The 17,206-nt window shown below is 56.8% G+C and carries 14 protein-coding genes; 8 read left to right on the top strand and 6 right to left on the bottom strand.

Going from position 1 to position 17,206, the window contains the following annotated elements; genetic code table 11:
* Positions 1 to 11: 11 nt before the first annotated feature.
* Positions 12 to 2,444 (bottom strand): endonuclease MutS2, encoded by a 2,433-nt coding sequence (locus tag J3U88_RS06040; protein WP_207857571.1) that lies wholly within the window; start codon positions 2,442 to 2,444, stop codon positions 12 to 14.
* Between the two features lie 324 nt (positions 2,445 to 2,768).
* On the opposite strand from J3U88_RS06040, the gene J3U88_RS06035 reads away from it, so the two are divergent.
* The 3 genes from J3U88_RS06035 (at position 2,769) to J3U88_RS06025 (ending at position 4,927) form a co-directional block, all read left to right on the top strand.
* Positions 2,769 to 3,161 carry an OPT/YSL family transporter gene (locus J3U88_RS06035; protein ID WP_207857570.1) on the top strand — a complete coding sequence of 131 codons (393 nt, stop codon included), beginning with the start codon at positions 2,769 to 2,771 and terminating at the stop codon, positions 3,159 to 3,161.
* A gap of 29 nt (positions 3,162 to 3,190) precedes the next feature.
* Complete coding sequence (gene neuC, locus J3U88_RS06030; RefSeq protein ID WP_207857569.1) at positions 3,191 to 4,336, top strand: UDP-N-acetylglucosamine 2-epimerase; 1,146 nt, start codon at positions 3,191 to 3,193, stop codon at positions 4,334 to 4,336.
* Positions 4,337 to 4,492: 156 nt separating this feature from the next.
* The gene (locus J3U88_RS06025; protein ID WP_207857567.1) at positions 4,493 to 4,927 is read left to right on the top strand and encodes a hypothetical protein; all 435 of its coding nucleotides are present in this window, start codon (positions 4,493 to 4,495) and stop codon (positions 4,925 to 4,927) included.
* 67 nt (positions 4,928 to 4,994) lie between these two features.
* On the opposite strand, the gene J3U88_RS06020 is transcribed toward J3U88_RS06025, so the two are convergent.
* Both J3U88_RS06020 and J3U88_RS06015 read right to left on the bottom strand, forming a co-directional pair.
* Positions 4,995 to 6,026, bottom strand: coding sequence for an N-acetylneuraminate synthase family protein (locus tag J3U88_RS06020; protein WP_243435803.1), 1,032 nt, complete (start codon positions 6,024 to 6,026; stop codon positions 4,995 to 4,997).
* A gap of 40 nt (positions 6,027 to 6,066) precedes the next feature.
* Entirely contained in the window at positions 6,067 to 8,898 is a 2,832-nt protein-coding gene (locus tag J3U88_RS06015) for an NHL repeat-containing protein (protein ID WP_207857563.1), read from the bottom strand.
* Positions 8,899 to 9,286: 388 nt separating this feature from the next.
* On the opposite strand from J3U88_RS06015, the gene J3U88_RS06010 reads away from it, so the two are divergent.
* The gene (locus J3U88_RS06010; protein WP_207857561.1) at positions 9,287 to 10,180 is read left to right on the top strand and encodes an SDR family oxidoreductase; all 894 of its coding nucleotides are present in this window, start codon (positions 9,287 to 9,289) and stop codon (positions 10,178 to 10,180) included.
* Positions 10,181 to 10,201: 21 nt separating this feature from the next.
* Positions 10,202 to 10,876: a TylF/MycF/NovP-related O-methyltransferase gene (locus J3U88_RS06005; protein WP_207857559.1), complete on the top strand. Its 675-nt coding sequence runs from the start codon at positions 10,202 to 10,204 to the stop codon at positions 10,874 to 10,876.
* A gap of 215 nt (positions 10,877 to 11,091) precedes the next feature.
* Here J3U88_RS06005 and J3U88_RS06000 read toward each other — a convergent pair whose 3' ends face one another.
* The 3 genes from J3U88_RS06000 to J3U88_RS05990 are packed head-to-tail and all read right to left on the bottom strand — an operon-like array spanning position 11,092 to position 13,913.
* Positions 11,092 to 11,793, bottom strand: coding sequence for an acetyltransferase (locus tag J3U88_RS06000; protein ID WP_207857557.1), 702 nt, complete (start codon positions 11,791 to 11,793; stop codon positions 11,092 to 11,094).
* Positions 11,784 to 12,881 carry a DegT/DnrJ/EryC1/StrS family aminotransferase gene (locus J3U88_RS05995; protein ID WP_207857555.1) on the bottom strand — a complete coding sequence of 366 codons (1,098 nt, stop codon included), beginning with the start codon at positions 12,879 to 12,881 and terminating at the stop codon, positions 11,784 to 11,786. Before J3U88_RS05995 ends, J3U88_RS06000 begins: the two co-directional genes overlap by 10 nt.
* 9 nt (positions 12,882 to 12,890) lie before the next feature.
* A complete protein-coding gene (locus tag J3U88_RS05990) occupies positions 12,891 to 13,913 on the bottom strand; it encodes a radical SAM protein (RefSeq protein ID WP_207857553.1) in 1,023 nt (340 codons plus the stop codon).
* A gap of 351 nt (positions 13,914 to 14,264) precedes the next feature.
* Between J3U88_RS05990 and J3U88_RS05985 the strand changes: the two genes are divergently transcribed.
* Genes J3U88_RS05985 through J3U88_RS05975 form a run of 3 tightly spaced genes read left to right on the top strand, consistent with a single transcriptional unit; the run spans position 14,265 to position 17,169 of the window.
* On the top strand, positions 14,265 to 15,266 hold the full coding sequence (locus J3U88_RS05985; protein WP_207857551.1) for a radical SAM/SPASM domain-containing protein: 1,002 nt from the start codon (positions 14,265 to 14,267) through the stop codon (positions 15,264 to 15,266).
* Positions 15,263 to 16,147: a thiamine pyrophosphate-dependent enzyme gene (locus tag J3U88_RS05980; protein ID WP_207857549.1), complete on the top strand. Its 885-nt coding sequence runs from the start codon at positions 15,263 to 15,265 to the stop codon at positions 16,145 to 16,147. Before J3U88_RS05985 ends, J3U88_RS05980 begins: the two co-directional genes overlap by 4 nt.
* Positions 16,144 to 17,169: an alpha-ketoacid dehydrogenase subunit beta gene (locus J3U88_RS05975; protein WP_207857547.1), complete on the top strand. Its 1,026-nt coding sequence runs from the start codon at positions 16,144 to 16,146 to the stop codon at positions 17,167 to 17,169. The genes J3U88_RS05980 and J3U88_RS05975 overlap by 4 nt, the downstream gene beginning before the upstream one ends.
* The last annotated feature ends 37 nt before the right edge of the window (positions 17,170 to 17,206 follow it).

Here is a 17,206-nt window from a genome sequence, read left to right as displayed (position 1 = left end):
AACACGCCGGCTCAATAGTCGAAACGCAACTCGGTATAGCCGTCGTTTTCTAAATCGACCACCACCTCAAACATGGAACGCGCCTCGTGTTTGCGCAGATGTTCGCGAATGGCGTTTTTGAGGGCGCCGGTTCCGTGCCCGTGAATCACACGCACCATCGGCATTTGTTTTTGCAGCGAGCGATCAATCACCAGGTCCAGTTCAATTAAGGCGTCGTCCACACGGAAACCCAACATTTTCACTTCCATGCTCAGCGTATGGTCCTCGGCCGTTTCCAAGTGATTGGTGATGCGCGGTGCCTCCGCCGCCTTTTCCTGTTTCATATGCAGCAGATCACCCAAGGAGACCGTCATCAATTTGCCGTTGCAGTTGATGCGCACCTTTTTTCGGTCAATGCTTTGGATCATGCCTTCCATGCGCCAGGTTTTGAGCCAGACTTTGTCACCGACCGACCACTTATCCGGGGTAAGTTCCGAGGTTTCCACCTGAACCGCGGGCAGCTTCTCCGTGGTGAGCGGTTCCATCAATTCGTTTTTCACCGCTGAGAATTTGGCGAACCCTTTGCGCGCTTGCTTGGCGCTGCCGACATCCGACAACATTTGGCGCAATTTGCGTTCGGCCTGCTCGACCGCCTTGGTCACGCGTTTCCGTTCTTTCTCTCGGTACTCGTCCTGCATTTTTTGCAGCTTGTCGCCCTCGGCACGCGACTCTTGAATGCGGCGATGCAAACGCAACTCGTCTTTGCGCACCTTCTTTTTCTGTTTCTCCAACTCGCGGTGCTGGGCTTGTAACTGACGAATCGCGGCCTGGACATCCACCTGATCCTCGTCGATCAAGGTTTTGGCGCGCTGCAACACCACGTCCGGTAAACCGGCACCGGAGGCAATTTCCAAGGCGTGGGAACGGCCGGGAACCCCTTGCGTAAAGCGATAGGTGGGTTTGAGCTGACGGGGATCAAAAACCATCGAACCGTTTTCCATGGCCGGATGGGTCAGCGCCAGCGTACACAAAATTTGTTGGTGGGTCGTGGCCAAGAGGTGTTCGCCGCGCTCCATGATCACCTCCAACATGGCTTGGGCAAGGGCGTTGCCTTCGTTGGGATCCGTACCGCTGCCGAGTTCGTCGAGCAGTACCAAACCGGTCCGGCTCGGTCGCTCCAAAATTTGGCGCATGTTCACCAGGTGACTGGCATAGGTCGAAAGGTTGTGGCTAAGCGACTGGTGATCGCCGATATCCGCAAAGATGATGTCGTAGAAGGGAATTTCGCTGCCTTCTTCAACGGGAACCGGCAGGCCGCTGTTGGCCATCCACGCCATCAGCCCGGTGGTTTTGAGGGTGACCGTTTTGCCGCCGGTATTGGCCCCGGAAATAATCAGCCCGCGGGTATCGGCGTCGAGCCGCAGTGTGAAAGCGATCATTTGGTTCTCATCGGGTTCATCTAAGGAAAAATGTTTTTGGCGTGCCTTGGCGAACTGCTGATCAAGAAAGGGATGGCGTGCATTGAGCAGGAACAAGTCGCGTTCGTGGTTGGGTGTAATCGGGCGCGCGTCGAAGTTTTTGCCGGCCAGGGAAAGGGCTTGGAACATGTCCATCATCGCGAGCAGCGGGCAGATCGCCGCGCTTAGCTGGGGAATCGCCAGAATTTCCCGCGAGATTTCCACCCGAATGCGCCAAAGTTCTTCTTCAATCTCCGCCGCGATTTGGGCCAGGGCGTTTTGCAAACCCACACTGGCCTCCGGCTCGATGAACACCGTGCGCCCGGAAGCACTGTAATCTTGCAAAATGCCGCGCACCTTGCCGCGGAAGTCCAATTTTACGGCCAGCACTTGGCGGTGGTTGCGCTCGAAAATAATCGGTTCACTCAGAATGTCGCCGAAACGCTGGAGCGCTTGCTGCATGGTTGCTTGGAGTTGGCCGTCGGTACCGCGAAACTTGTGAATCAGCTTCTTATACAGCGGGGAAATGTCCTCGCGCCAATCGCCGTCTTTATCAAATAGGGAACCCAGACGTTTTTTGAGGCGCTTGAGTTCCAGATTCAAACCCTCGGGGTCCTCTTCCACCACCAGCAAGGCGTTGAGCGCAAAAGCCATTTGATCATCGTCGCCGAGGTCGAGAAAAAACTGGAGGATGCGCGCCAGAATACGCAACTCTTCGCCGTCAAACGGTTGCACCTCGGCTTTGCGCGCAAAAAAAGTGCGGTCGGGAATGGTGGGAAAACGCAGGGGGTCGCGTTGCGCCAACAGGCGAAACCACTGGTCGAGCTGGGCATAAAAAGCAGCCTGTTCCACGGCGGGCATCAGATCCAGGGCCATCACCCGCTCGCGGCCGACGCGGGTCTGCGCGAATTGCCCGTAAAAAGCCAAAATCGTTTCAAATTCAAGCGCATCGCGGGTTTGGCGGCGCAGGTCGGGAGCAGTCACGGATTTTTTACGGGGTGCATTCATGGCGAAATCTCATTTCAAAAAGGAATCGGGCACAACAGCGCGGTGGTGCATTGGGGCCGGGTGGCATTTTGCAAATTGGAGGCCAACCGCGAATTAAAAACAGCCGCCGGGGCCGCACGCCACATGCTAGGCTAAGCGACAGCCCTTACGGAACGCCGCTCTCCCAAGCGCCCACGGCATTTTACGCCAAATCAAAGGCCGCTGCATGAGGGAATCCAGATCGGGCAAACGGGCGCCCTTATTCCCGAAAATTTCTATACAAAGCAATCGCCCTTTAGACATCTGGCGCGTATTTACCCATCAGCGTTGCATGGTTCCCATTGCTTGCTTGTTCGTATAACGATGAAAAGCGCGGTCGGCGTCTACCTGCCGCTAAGCACCAGGGCGGCCGTGTTCGCCGGTGGTTTAGTTCGTCACCTGGTATGCCGAAAGCAAAAAGAAGAGGAAAGCGAACGCCGCCGTGAGCAAGGTACCTTGTTCGCCTCGGGCCTGGTCGGCGGTGAAGGTTTGACCGGGGTGCTTCTGGCGGACACCATCGTCTTTTCCAACACCGAAAACCTCAAAAGCATAGGTTTCGGCATAATCTACGGACCCGTGGTCGCGGTGATCGTCACCAGCCTCGGCATTTTGGCGCCGGCCATCTGCAACTTTGGCAGGCAAACCGTCGCTTCGACTAAGGGCATTGCCGGGATCGGTCGCGGTCCCGGCTGCTTTTGATACCAACCCACGGGGAGATCACCAACCATATGGCCAAACGCATTTGTTTTGTAACCGGGACCCGCGCCGATTTCGGCAAACTCAAACCGTTGATCGAACGCATCGACCAGTCTCCCACCTTCGAATGTTTTATTTTTGCAACCGGCATGCACGCCCTGCGCCGCTACGGCAACACGGTTAACGAAATCAAAAAAGCCGGGTTTGCCAACATCTTCCTGCACATCAACCAGTTCGCCGACGGCGGTTCTGCGATGGACACGGTGCTGGCCAACACGGTGCAAGGCTTCGCCCATTACCTGCGCGAATACCCGGCCGATCTGATTGTGATCCACGGTGATCGCATTGAGGCCATTGCCTGCGCCCTGGTCGGCGCGCTCAACAACGTACTTGTCGCCCACATCGAAGGCGGCGAACGCAGCGGGACCATCGACGATTCCATCCGCCACGCGGTCAGTAAAATGGCGCATTTGCATTTCGTCGCCAACGAGGAAGCCAAACAACGGCTGTTGCAACTGGGCGAGCGGGAAGCATCGATCCACGTGATTGGCTCGCCCGATATCGACGTCATGCTTTCGGAGCATTTGCCCAGCCTGGAACAAGCGAAAAACCGCTACGAAATCCCCTTTTCCGAATACTTCATCTTCATGTACCACCCGGTCACCACCGAGTTGGAACAACTGCCCGCCAACCTCGAGGCGGTGTTGTCGGCCGTGGTCGCCTCACAACAAAAGTTCATCGTGATTTACCCCAACAACGACGCGGGTTCCGAAATCATTTTCACAGAACTTGACCACCTTAAGGACAACCCCAATCTCAAGCTCTACAGTTCGTTGCGGTTCGAATACTTTCTCGTCCTGCTCAAACACGCCAAAGCCATTGTCGGGAACTCCAGCGCGGGTATTCGTGAGGCCCCGGTTTACGGGGTACCCACACTGAACATCGGCACCCGCCAAAGCGCACGCGCCACCACCGAATCCATCACCAACGTCCCGGAAGACAAGGATCAAATCCTGGGTTACCTCACCAAACATCCACCCCACCGGCCCGGTAGCTTTCATTTTGGCGACGGCAACAGCGCGGACCTTTTTGCCAAAGCCTTAAACAAAGACACGTTTTGGCAGACCCCTAAACAGAAAACATTTCAAGACCTTCCCCTTGAAGCATTCCCAAATTAAGCATTTCTCCATCGAGGCTAAACAAAACAAAAAACCGGAATAGTACGATTTTTTAACGAACTTTTGACTTCCAAAAGCCCCTTCCGTGTTGTAATTTTATTCAAGCCGAACAAATCGGCCCAGGAAATGTCCGTGACTAAATAAGGAAGGTCTATCTTGAAAACTTTCAAAATCATGTCTTTACTTTTTGTGCTCAGCAGTGTTTTTTCCGCTTTTGCCGGCAGCGGCAAAGCGATTGTCCCCATGTGGTACAGCCATACGTCCCAAGTTACCGCACTTTATATTTCCAATATTGCCGGCAACGATGTCGATGTCACCGTCACTTTTTACAAAAAAGACGGTACCGTCGCGACCTCAACCATTACGCAAAACAACTGGATCAACAGCAACCTTTCTATCGCCGCCAACACCACCGCCAACATCATCATTACCTCGACTACTGAGGAGTACGGTTACGCCGTGATTGAATGGGTCAACCGCGGTTCCGACGACGACACCATCGCACTGGTCGCCCACGGTTTCTGGGGCAAGGCCCTCAGCACCAAAGAAAGTGGCTACGCCATTCCGGTAAACGACGGCAAACCGTTTTAACCCAGCACCCTTTACCGAACAACCAGGGCCACGCATGAAGCGTGGCCTTTTTTTTGGGACGCCTGAATTATTCGAACATGTCCCAGGTTAAGGCGGTGTTGTTGGGAATCGCCTGCCGCGTGGTTTTGCCCAACAAGGAATCAAAATCTTTGGCCAAGATCTGACCCGTGCCCGGCCGTTTGCACCAAATATTGTCCTTGGACAGGGTTTCGCCCGCCTCAATCGGACGAATCGAAACCACGCAGGCGTAAGCAAAATCAATAGTCGGCTGCTCTTCCGGCAAAATGTCCTTGCCGCCGCCCAAGGCACGCCACACGGCCTCCGAGCCCACGACCAATTGGTTCAGTTCGCCGGGATCAATGGAAATCGGTACATCCGGCCCCGGCCAAGATTTGTCGGAGGTGAAGTGTTTTTCCAGGATACGGGCGCCAAGGGGAATCGCCGCCAGGCAAGTATAAATACCCAAGGAGTGATCGCTGAGGCCCAGCACCGCATCGGGGAAAGCTTGCGCCAGCTCGGAAACGCCGCCCAGACGAACTTTTTCATAAGGGGTCGGATACATCGAGGTGCACTGCATGAGGGCAAAAGGCACCTTGGCGGCACGTAACATCGCAACCGCGGGTTCGATGGACGCCAAATCGTTCATGCCCGTGCTGAGGATGATAGGTTTCCCCATCGCGGCAATATGTTCGATCAGGGGATAGTTGTTGCATTCACCCGAGCCAATTTTAAAAGCCTGCACGCCCATCTTGTGGAGGCGGTCGGCGGCGGCCCGTGAAAACGGGGTCGACAGGTAGAAAAGACCTTTTTCTTCCACATAGTTTTTCAGGCGAATTTCCTCCGCTTCACTCAAGGCGCAGCGTTTCATGATCTCCCAAATGGATTCGTCCGCGTTACCCGGCACCACCTCATTGGGGATCATTTCATCTTCGATCACATGGCATTGGAACTTGACGCAGTTACAGCCGGCGGCGGCGGCGTCGTCAACCATCTGAAGTGCCTTGTTGAGTTCACCCTCGTGGTTAATGCCGATTTCGGCAATCACCAACGGCGGCAAATCGTCGTGTCCCTGGTCCGCGAGAAAGAAGAGAGGTTTCAAAGACAGGCTCCTTTTCGGCATGTGGCCGGCAAAAAACGGATTAAGTCAATCGGAAGAAAGGATGGACCAGGTTGAGATGAAGGGCGACGGCGTCGGCGGCGAGATCCGCACCCCAGGTTCGGGCCGTCCCTTCAGCAGCGACCATTCGCCGCAGCATGGGAAAGAAATCGGGATCTTTGCCGTGCAGGACACCCTCGCGGGTAAACAACCATGCCCGCGTGGCGGCGCGAAGCTGTTCGGCCGCCGTGTCGTCGCCGGCCTTGAGCCAGGTCATCATCTGCTGAAGCTGCATCAGCATGTCGCCGGGACGGTCCTTCAGCGCGACAAGCGCGTGTTGGGCCGCGCCGGTTTCGTCGCCGTTCGCGCGAAGCAAGGCAACGTGGTGGGTATCCAAACAGGCAGCGGTACCCCGTGGCAAGGCTTGCAAGCGAGCCAATGCTTCGTCCAGGCGCCCCAAGGCCCAGAAACTGTTGGCCGCGACCCAATGCCGACTCCATTCCGGCTGATCCGCTTGGGTGGCTTGGAATTGCAGGGCCTTTTCGGCCGCGCCGTTCAGGTTAAGTAACCCGTTGTAAACCAAAAACAGGTCCAGGGAAAAGTCCGTGCAGCGGGCTTCAATGACGGCGACTGCCTCATCGATTTTGCCGAGGAACGGCGCGGCCCGCCCGTAAAACAAAGGGTAAGCCGGATCCTCGCTCAAAGCCGCAAAGCGCGTCTCGGCGGCGGCCTGTTCACCGGCCGCCGCCTCCAAAAAGGCGAAATGGAGGAGGGCAACCTTGGCGCTGCCGTCCGAAATCCACTTAGCGAGCCAGGATTTGGCGCTGGGAAAACGACCCAACACCGTCTCAACACCGGCCATTTCCAGCTCATGGGTTTTGCGGTTGGCGAAGAAAGGCTCCTCGCGGAATGCGACCACCGTATCGAGCAGGTCCGTTTGCCCGCACCGGGCCAAAAAGGATCCGATACCGTGAACCGAGAAGCGGGAAGGAAGCAAAAAGAATTCCCGCAACACGAGCGCTTGCGGCTGAAAATAAACTTGTTGCGCTAAAAATACCAAATTGCCGGCGGCCACCGAGCAAACCCGCGCGCGGGCGCGCTCCACCTGATCCACGGTCCAGCTTTCCACGGAGCCGGCCCAAACCGCCGCGGCATAATAAGGCAGGCAGGCCGGGGTAAAGGCGGTTTCGGGATGCGTCGGGTCAAAGGCCTGCAGCACCGGTTCATTTTCACGGGCGGCCTTAAAGTAAAAGTTGCTCAGCGCAAAGGCTTGGTGGCGCGACACCGCGATTTCTGCCGAGGCGGGCCAATCCGCCGGAAGGTTTTCCAAGCCGGGTCGTTGGGAAATCGCCGTCAACAAACGCTCGAAAGCGGCCAGCACTTGATCGGCGGCCATTATGATCGCATCCTGCTGGTGGGCTACGTCCGACTGCGCCAACCAAAAATCGGATTGGAGCGAGGCCTTGAGCGCCACAGCCGTGGACACCCCGCCGAGTTCCTCTTTAATCAGATCGTACACGGCGACCAAGGCGTCTTTTTTTACGGTAAATACCCGCTCACCGCTTTGGATCAGCACGGCCCAAGCCTCACCCAGGAAACCCAGCGCGGTTTCGTCGCCTACTTCCTTGGGGAGTGCGGTCACCAGCTCGGCCAAGGCGGCGATTTGGTTTTCAAGATCGGCAAAGATTTTGGCGGCAGAATAGGTTAGGTAACTCTTCTTGATGTTTTGGTCCGGCGCGATCCATTCGGACATCGGCCCATAGTAACGGATGTGCGGCAGGTAAGCCACGGGGCACGCTTGAAGCGCGGCCAATGCCTGATCGATCCCGCGCAAACAGGCGTTCATGGTCTCGCGAACCAGGGCGAGGTCTTCAGCGGCCAAAACACCGCGATCCAAACGCTGGAAAAACGCGCGCTGCGCGGGCGAACAATCCCGGTCATGCAAAAGCGCTTGCGGTCCATCGCCCAGTAAACGAACCAGGGCGCGTTTGTTTTGTGGATCGACGGGCACCGCCGCAACGATATCGCTTAATTCGGGTACGGGTTGGGGGTGGATACTTAAGGTGTTGTCACAACGGTAAAGGCCGTCACCGCGGCGAAACACCGCGACGGTATCCTCGGGCAAAACTTGCACGGTCACATGAACCGCCCCGCTAAAATCAAGCACGACCAAACTGTGGTCGACGCTGTAGTAAAACAAACCGTGCGAATCAAACAGTTTTAGCGGTTTTAGGTAGCAACTGTACAAATTGGTAAACCGCGCCGAGGCACGCCTCTCCTGGATCAGCGACCCGCCGTGGTTGTCGAGAACCAACCAGCGGTTGCGGTCAAGCAACAAACGACGGGGATAGTGTAAAGCGGGTTTCTTTTCCTCCGGGTTGGCTTTCATCGCCAGGGCGGCACCCAAACGCGGCGGCGCCAGGTCCAGGTTGTTTTGATCGAGCACGTCCTCCAATTCATGGTCGCGGTTAAATATTTTGACGGCATGGTTGCCGGAATCCAGTACCCAAAGGTGGTCGCCGTCCGGGGCTACCGCCAAATCCAAGGGGCAATCGAACTGGGCCCTCTCCGGGCCGTAGCTACCGAAAGCGGTCACCGGCGTGCCGTCAAGCGTCAATACTTGGACACGATGGTTCCAGGTATCGCTCACGTAAAGCCGCTCTTGCCAAAAGGCGAGCCCGCTCGGGTAGCGGAACTGACCCGGTTCGGTCCCTTCCCCACCGACAAAACGGGTTTCCCCCGTTTCATCGGTCAAAAACCCCAGACGGTGCTGAAACTCATCCGAAAAACACAAAATCCCAGGGGAACACTCGGTCACGGAATGGATTTGCAGGACTTCTTTGCCTTGTGCGGCAGCGGTGGACGTGGCATTCATCGGGGATTCACCTCGCGTCGGAATCACGTGGGTTCGGCAGCGGTCGGCATCGCGCGCGAAACAGCAATCCAGCGGCGGATGCGGAACCCGGTTGGGGACACCCGCCGGGTGGTGCGGTTCAAACCTATGCTCGGAAATTGGGCCAATCATAGCAAAGTCGGCGGACGAGGAACAGCGACGACAGGTAACCCAAGCGCCTTGGCAAAAAAGAAATCAAGCATTTGCCCCAAAAGGGTTTGCGGCCAAGGGACCGCGGCAACAGAGCCGGCTAGGGGTTCATGAAAGCTGCCGGCCGCAACAAGAATCGGTTAAGATAAAGCCATTCCACCTCGTTTGGTTTTTGCCCCCGATCCCTATGCAATTTTTTGTTGTCCCGGAAAGGTCCACCATGCCGGCTCCGCCACCCACCGTCATCATCGGCGCCAAAGGATTCATTGGCAGCGCTTTATGGCAAGCTTATCACCAACGCTCGCCCCTTCATCGCGGCACGACCCGCACCGGCGACGGCGACGCCCTGCTCGCCTACGATCTCGTTCAAACCCCACCCGACCACCTCGATCAGCTCGGCGACACCGTTCGCGAAGCGGTGCTGATGGCCGCGATTTCGCGGGTAAACGTCTGCGAAAACGATCCCGAGGGATCCCACCGCGTGAATGTCACGGGCATTGAGCGCTGTGTTCGTTGGCTGTGGCAACGGGGCATTCGCCCGATTTTTATTTCGACCGATTACGTTTTCGACGGGCGAAAAGGCAATTATCGCGAGGACGACCCAACCCATCCGATCACAGCCTATGGACGGCAAAAACGGGCGGCGGAAGAAGCGGTCTTGGCGATCACGGGCGGCGCGGCGACGGTGCTTCGTCTCAGCAAAATTTACGCCGCGGTGGCCGGCGACGGGAGTTTGCTTGACGAAATGGTTGCAACCCTTGCTCGCGGACAAAGCATCCGCGCGGCGGTTGACCAAATCTTTTGCCCGCTCTACATCGGTGATCTCATTTCCGTGATCCAAACCCTTCAAACCTCAGGCGTTACCGGCATCGTCCACGTCTGTGGCGACCAACCCATCAGCCGCCACCAATTGGCACAACAGGTCACCGCGCGTTTCGGCGCCGATCCAGGTTTGGTTGAACCCATTTCCCTCGATGACTTGCAGGCGGGCCCGGTTCGCCCCAAAAACACCAGCATGTGCAACACGTTTCTGCGCCGTTTTTACCATGCGCCCTTTACTCCGGCGACCACCATCGTCGATCAACTGGCCGCCACCTACCGCGCCCATTCCTAAATCATCACCGCCGAGTTTGCCATGATCCAACTTCCCGACTTTCAGCGCGCCTTTGATTACGAAAACAACTTCTACCTCTCCGCGCACCCCTCACGCTTCGCGAAGTTCCTTGCCCACGCGGATTTATTCCGCAAGATCCAACACCTCAAGGGAGCCGTGGTTGAATGTGGCGTTTTCAAAGGCACCTCGCTCATTGGCCTGGCGACCTTGCGTCACTTGCTGGATCAAAACGCGGCCCGGCCCATCATCGGTTTTGACACCTTTGACCTGTTTCCCGAAACCCAATTTGAGGCCGATCAGGCCAAACGCCAAGGTTTTATCGACGAAGCCGGCGACCAAAGCATCGGTGTTGACCAATTACACCAGGTATTGCGTCACAAAGGGATCGACCAAAACATCGCCCTGGTCGCAGGTGATATTTTGCACACCCTACCCGCTTGGTGCAGCGCCAACCCCGACCAAATGATCGCCCTCATTAATCTCGATACAGATATTTACGAACCGGCCCAGATCATCCTCGAATACCTGTGGCCGCGTCTGGAACCCGGCGGTATCTTACTCCTCGACGACTACGGCGTCTTCCCCGGCGAAACCCAAGCCGCGGACGAGTTTTTCGGACCACTGGGCCTAACCATCGCATCCCTGCCCTATCGCGAGACGCCCCGTTACGTGGTGAAACCCCACACCGATTCGTAATCGTGGTGCCGTCTCTTTTAAATGGCCTGTTGACAAGGACCATCCCGTCGATCACGGCGCAGCTCCGAAAAAATATAGCACCCGCGCCATCTCGGCGAGCAACAAGGCTTTTCCTTGCGCGGAATATCGTCTAACCCGCAATTCTCACAAGGATTCGTCACGAGCAGCTGAAAACCTTGGGAGAAATGCGGGCTAGATGACGGATCTTGGCGCTGTCAATTCCCCGCTTTCGTTTTGATGATTTCGGCGGGAACCCCCACCGCCGTCACGCCCGCGGGAATGTCGCGAATCACCACCGCGCCGGCGCCGATGATGGAACCCGCGCCGATGCGAATTCGGTTTTTCACCACCGCGCCGGTGTGGACCCGCGCGCCCGCACCCACCGTCACGTTGCCGGCCAGAACCACGCCGGGATCGATGGTGGCACAGGTTTCTATGACATCGTGGTGGTCGACCTGGGCGTTGGTATTGAGAAAGGCACCGTTGCGAATTTCAGCACGGTAACCCACGTGGACCCCGGCGTGCAGGATCACGTTTTCGCCAAGTAGGGCGTCCGCCATCAGCCGCACGCTGGGATGGATTGCATTAATTAAGGTCAGCCCCGCCGCTTGGGCCTGCTTCAACGCGGCCAGACGTTCAAGCGCATCGTCCAAGGTCACCAATACATGGTGAATCCCATCGTGCCGCAATACCTCGGGCCAATCCGCCCGGCAAACCAACGGCAAGCCTTTAAAGCTGTTTTCGGTGGGATAGTCGAATTGAGACGCGTCGCGCGCAACCGAGGTCACCCGCGGCGGCGAATCCTCGGGATGAACAAAACAAGTTACGCGGTACGGCCCACTTTCCGCCAACCACGAATGGACTTGGCCCGCGAGCCCCTCGTGCCAGCCGATAAGGGCGACGTTTTTTACGACCAAGACGGTAAATCCGTGCAGATGGTTTGCAGCTTTGCCACCACCTTCTCGACCCGTTCTATCGGTTGATCCGGGCCGCACGGCAAGGTCAACAAATGATCGGAGTAAACCATCGAGTTGGGAAAATCACCGACCGCATGCAGGTGCGGTGAAAGGTGGAGCGAAGGAATTTGAGGAATCGCCTGGATCTCGTGTTCCAACAAACGCGCCAAAAAACCCTCGCGGTCGCGGCACAAGAACTCGGCCCGCAACGGCAACTCACCTTGGTCCACGTTGACGGCGACCTGTTCGAGGCAGGCCACCCCCGCCAGGCCGTCGCGGTAGGTTTCGTAGATGCGCCGCTGATTCACCATGCGCTTTTCGAGCCGCTCCATTTGCGACAAACCAATCGCCGCCTGGATGTCGGTGAACTTAAAATTGCCCGCCAACATCTCGTAAGCCTTGTCGACACTGGGGTTGTATACGCCTTGGTTCTTCATTTTTTGCAGGCGTTCGTAGTCGGCACGTTCGTGAACCACCACCAAGCCACCTTGACCGGTGGTCAGCAACTTGGCCATCCCCAGTGAAAAACAACCAAAACGCGATTGCGTGCCCAAAAAACGACCGGCACCGTCACGGGACATCAGCGCTTGGGCCGCATCTTCCACCACCATCAAGCCGTGTTCGGCGGCAAAGGCGTTAACCGCGTCCATGTCCACGGCGCGCCCATTCAAATGCACCGGCACCACCACCTTGGTTTTCGGCGTCAGCACCTGCTTCAAATTGGCCGGGTCCATTAACGGTCGGTCCGCGCGCACATCCACCAACCGCACCTTGGCACCCAGTAACATGGCCGCGTGGGCGGTGGCAATATAAGTCCGGTCCGGCAGGATCACCTCGTCGCCGGGCCCCACGCCGCAAGCCAGAAAAGCCAGCATCAGCGCATTGGTGCCACTCGTGGTGACCACCACGTGGGGTACGCCCAGTTGCGCCGCCATCGCTTCTTCAAACGCTTGGCTAACCGTGCCTTGGCTGATTTTGCGGTTGCGAATCGCATGGGTAACCGCATCAACCGCCGTTTCACCCAAATCAATATTCCACCAATGGATCATACAACTTCCTTAAACAAGCTGACTTAGGGCTTTTTCGATGGTGTCGTTATCGTAAGAAACCTGACACCACTGACGGCAGTTGGGAATGTCGGCACCGCTGCACACGGTTTGGAACACCTCTTTTTTCTTTACCGATTCCAACCAAATCTCTTTAAAACTTTGTTCGTGAATATTGCCGTAAACACTGTCTTTAATCAAGTTCCGGTTACAGGTCACCAGGTTGCCGCGGTCGTCCATGTTGGTTTTAAAGTGAATCGCCTGACATTGCGTCCAGTTCAAACTTTGTTTCGGCGGCGCAAAGGTATCCCAACGGACCTGAACCCGATCATAGCCTTCCGCTTTCTTCAAACGTTCGCGGACCTCGTCGGGAATCACCGAAAGCGAACCGTCCGTTTTGCCGACATTGCGGAAAATCAACAAATCGGTACCCGCGTCAAGATGGCGCTCGACCATCGGCTCAATGCTGTCCCAATCCAAATCGTAAACAATGAATTGCAACGCCAGATTGACCTTCAAATTCTGTTCTTTTTTGAGCCGCGCGGAGAATTTTAGGTTTTTCCACAGAATATCGAAGTCTTTTTCTTTGCACTTGTGGACCCGAACATAATCCTCAACCGTGCCGCCGTTCACGCTAAAGCGGATCCATGCCATGTGGGGCAAAATCTGGGTCGCGTTCTTAGGCGTCAGCGGAATGCCGTTGCTGCTCATCGCCATGTCAATGCCGAGTTCGTTGCCGGCCTTGACCCATTCCGCCATGTGGGGATTCAACAGGGGTTCGCCGTTGCCGGCAAAGTAAACTTCCTGCCCGCCCAACGCGCGAAAATCGACCAAAAACCGCAAAAATGCATCCTTATCCAGGAAGTTGCGTTTCTTTCCGTAGGGGTTGTACTGCTGAAATCCGCAGTGAAAACAGTCGTGATTGCAGCCGTAAGTCGCACCAACTTCAATCGTTAAGGGGCCGACAGGGTGACCCTGTTGCCATGACGCAAAATGCTCTGGGTTTTGGGAAAGCTTCCCACCACCGATTTTCACAAAAACGCCTCCCACATCCATTTGGGGGGAAATCACGGGGCTTTCGATTTCCAATAAAGGGTCTTTTCCAGTTAGGATGGCTCATCTTAACAGGTTAGACATGCCTTGGGCTTCTCGCTGTTACAGCGGCGCGCCCTCCCTGGCTACCTTTTCCTAAACTATCGGCCGGAAAAGCGGCGAACATAAGGCATTCCGCCCCACGCAAAAGCGGCCTTTTCCCGCCTTACCCAGATGACAGAATCGCAAAAGCGCCTTTAAGCATTTGAAAAAATGGTGCTTGTCGGTTCATGCTCAAGTTGGCACCTCGCGGAGCAGATAAGAGGAAAAAGGAAAGAATTAAGGACGGACCCGATGATCTTTTCCCAAGAAGCTTGTAGCAGTGCGCAGTTAGACGCCGAACTTAAGGACATCGCCCGGCGCCTTAACATCGAAAACATTGAAGACGCACTTTATTTCCCCAAATACTTTCAGATCGAAACCATTCGTGTCTGCAACGCCAAATGCCCGTTTTGCGCCGTCGACCAATGGGACAAATCCACGCCGTTGATGCCGGACGAACTGTTCGAAAAAATCGCGGAAGAAATGAGCGATTACAGCGATTGGATCGAATTTGTGTCGATTCAGCGCGCCGGAGAACCGCTGCTCGATAAAAAAATCGTGCCGCGCGTGAAACGCCTCAAGGACGCCGGCGTCAACATGGTGACCATGTCCACCAACGCCTCCTTCCTCACCGAGGAAAAAAGCCGCGAGTTACTCGACGCGGGGCTGGACGAGGTGATGATGTCGATTGACTCCATCGACCGCGCCAGCTACGAAAAGATGCGTGTCGGTTTGGATTACGACGCGGTCATCGCCAACATTCGCAATTTTTTCAAGTTACGCAACCAGTTGAATCCTAAGGTGACTGTGCGTGTGCGCGGCGTTTCCTTCCACGATTTCGAAAACGAGGAATCGATGGACGAATTGGCCCGATGGACCCATTTTTGGGACGAACTCAAGTTACCCCACGACCGCATTTACATGAAAAAACCCCACAACTGGGGCAACCAAAAAGCGTGGGACGACGTGCCCGAATACGCCGACATTTTCCACCCCTGCGTGTTGCCCTGGTCCACCATGCACGTCACCGCCATGGGCACGGTGCCGCTCTGTCCCCAGGATTACGACGCAAAGGCCAACCTCGGCAACGTGTGGCACAACTCCATCGCCGAGATCTGGCGTGGCGACGGCTGGAACAAAATTCGCAAATTGCACAGCAGCGGTGAACGCAACGAAATCGCCTTCTGCCGCGGCTGCCGCCTGTTCGACGAAGCGTTTCACATGGAAGCCGATATGCCTGTAGGAAAGCGGTGAGTCAAGAACAAACCGAGCAGTTTTTTCGAAAACTCTCGTTCATTCGTCTATTCGAATCCCATCTCCTGGAACAATTTTCCTGGGGCAAATTGAGCGGCACCACCCATACCTGCATCGGCCAGGAAGCCAACGCCGTCGGGATCACCGCGTCCATGGGGCGTGGCGACGTCGTATTTTCCAACCATCGCTGCCACGGTCATTATTTGGCCTTTACCGACGACGCCTTCGGTTTGTTGGCCGAGATCATGGGCCGCGAGGAAGGTGTGTGTCGCGGTTGGGGCGGTAGCCAACACCTCTGCCGTGACGGCTTTTACTCCAACGGCATTCAGGGTGGCATCGTCGCCAACGCGGTCGGCGCGGCTTTGGCCGAAAAACACGCGGAAACGGGCGCGGTCACGACGGTATTCCTCGGTGACGGTACGCTCGGTGAAGGGTTGGTCTACGAGTCCATGAACCTGGCCGCGCTGTGGTCGCTACCGGTCCTGTTTGTGATCGAACACAACGGTTACGCCCAATCCACGCCGACAAGGTTGCAACTGGCCGGTGAATTGGAAGCCCGCCCGCGCGCCTTCGGCATCCCCACGCTTTCCCTGGCGAGCAATGATGCGGACGCGGTCCACGCGGCCGTCGCACCCTTGTTCGAACAGATCCGCGCCGGCGAAGGCCCGCGCTGTTTTGTGTCGCACACCTACCGCCTGGGACCCCACAGCAAAGGCGACGACCACCGCGATCCGGCTGAAATCGAGGCCCGGCGCACGTTCGACCCGATCCGTTTGTACCGCACCAAATTACCGGAGACTCGCGCGACGGAAATCGAGCAGGCAAACCAAAACCGCTTGGCCGAAATCGTCAACCGCCTCGCCGAAAGCGAGGGATCATGAAACCGCAAGAACGCCTGCTGGTCCACCACATCAACCGCGCGCTGACCCGCATCATGGGCGAGGACGAACGCGTCCTGATGATCGGCGAGGATTTGCTCGATCCCTACGGCGGCGCTTTTAAGGTCACCAAAGGGTTGTCGACCCAATTCCCGCAACGGGTCCACACCACACCGATCAGCGAGGCCGCCATCGTCGGCGTCGCCACCGGCGCGGCCCTGCGCGGCATGCGCCCGGTCTGCGAAATCATGTTCGGCGATTTTTTGGGTTTGGCCTTTGACCAAATCCTCAACCACGCCACCAAGTACCCCTTGATGTACGCCCAAGAGGTAGGCTGTCCGATCACGATCCGCACCCCGATGGGCGGTCGTCGCGGCTACGGGCCGACCCACAGCCAATCGTTGGAAAAGTTTTTTGTGGGCATCCCCGGTCTAGAAGTTACCGCGCTGCACCGCTTCCAACCGGTTGAGGCCTTTTACCGGCGCGCCATTTTGCAACGGGATCAGCCAAGCTTAATCATCGAAAACAAAATCATGTACGGCCAAGAACCGCTGGACACCGTTGCCCGATACGGCGATTTCCAGGTGCGCCGCCACGGCCAAGATGTGGTTGACGCCGAGTTGTCCCTCACCGATTTCGCCCACGAGGAGGTCACCCTGATCACCTACGGCGGCATGACCGATCACTGCCTGGAAGCGGCGCGGCGGCTGCTGCTCGACGAGGAAATCGCGAGCAACGTCTTGGTCCTGGGCCGCTTGAGCCCGGTTCAACTGGAAGCCACGGCGGCGGCGTGCGCACGTACCGGCCGCGTTCTCATCGCTGAGGAAGGCACCGGGGCTTGGGGGATCGGCAGCGAATGGGCCGCCCAACTTACGGACGCGCTGTGGGGGAAGCTCAAGGCGCCGATCCAACGGGTAGCCTGCACGGCCCCGGTCCTGCCCAACAGCCGCGCCTTGGAGGAACAGGTTCTCCCTTCCACCGACACCATCATTCAAGCCGTGCAAACCCTGATGAGCCGTACCTAACCCGCACTTCTCACAAGAAGTTCTGCTACGAAGCCGA

Source organism: Acanthopleuribacter pedis (assembly GCF_017377855.1).
GTDB lineage: Bacteria > Acidobacteriota > Holophagae > Acanthopleuribacterales > Acanthopleuribacteraceae > Acanthopleuribacter > Acanthopleuribacter pedis.
This window is presented reverse-complemented; position numbering and strand designations above follow the sequence as displayed.

What these genes read in the sequence shown, in the direction of transcription:
- J3U88_RS05975 (WP_207857547.1), top strand. Translation starts at nt 16,144, where the DNA reads ATGAAACCGCAAGAACGCCTGCTGGTCCACCACATCAACCGCGCGCTG.
- neuC (WP_207857569.1), top strand. Translation starts at nt 3,191, where the DNA reads ATGGCCAAACGCATTTGTTTTGTAACCGGGACCCGCGCCGATTTCGGC.
- J3U88_RS06005 (WP_207857559.1), top strand. Translation starts at nt 10,202, where the DNA reads ATGATCCAACTTCCCGACTTTCAGCGCGCCTTTGATTACGAAAACAAC.
- J3U88_RS06040 (WP_207857571.1), bottom strand. Translation starts at nt 2,444, where the DNA reads ATGAATGCACCCCGTAAAAAATCCGTGACTGCTCCCGACCTGCGCCGC.
- J3U88_RS05985 (WP_207857551.1), top strand. Translation starts at nt 14,265, where the DNA reads ATGATCTTTTCCCAAGAAGCTTGTAGCAGTGCGCAGTTAGACGCCGAA.
- J3U88_RS06010 (WP_207857561.1), top strand. Translation starts at nt 9,287, where the DNA reads ATGCCGGCTCCGCCACCCACCGTCATCATCGGCGCCAAAGGATTCATT.
- J3U88_RS05995 (WP_207857555.1), bottom strand. Translation starts at nt 12,881, where the DNA reads ATGATCCATTGGTGGAATATTGATTTGGGTGAAACGGCGGTTGATGCG.
- J3U88_RS06015 (WP_207857563.1), bottom strand. Translation starts at nt 8,898, where the DNA reads ATGAATGCCACGTCCACCGCTGCCGCACAAGGCAAAGAAGTCCTGCAA.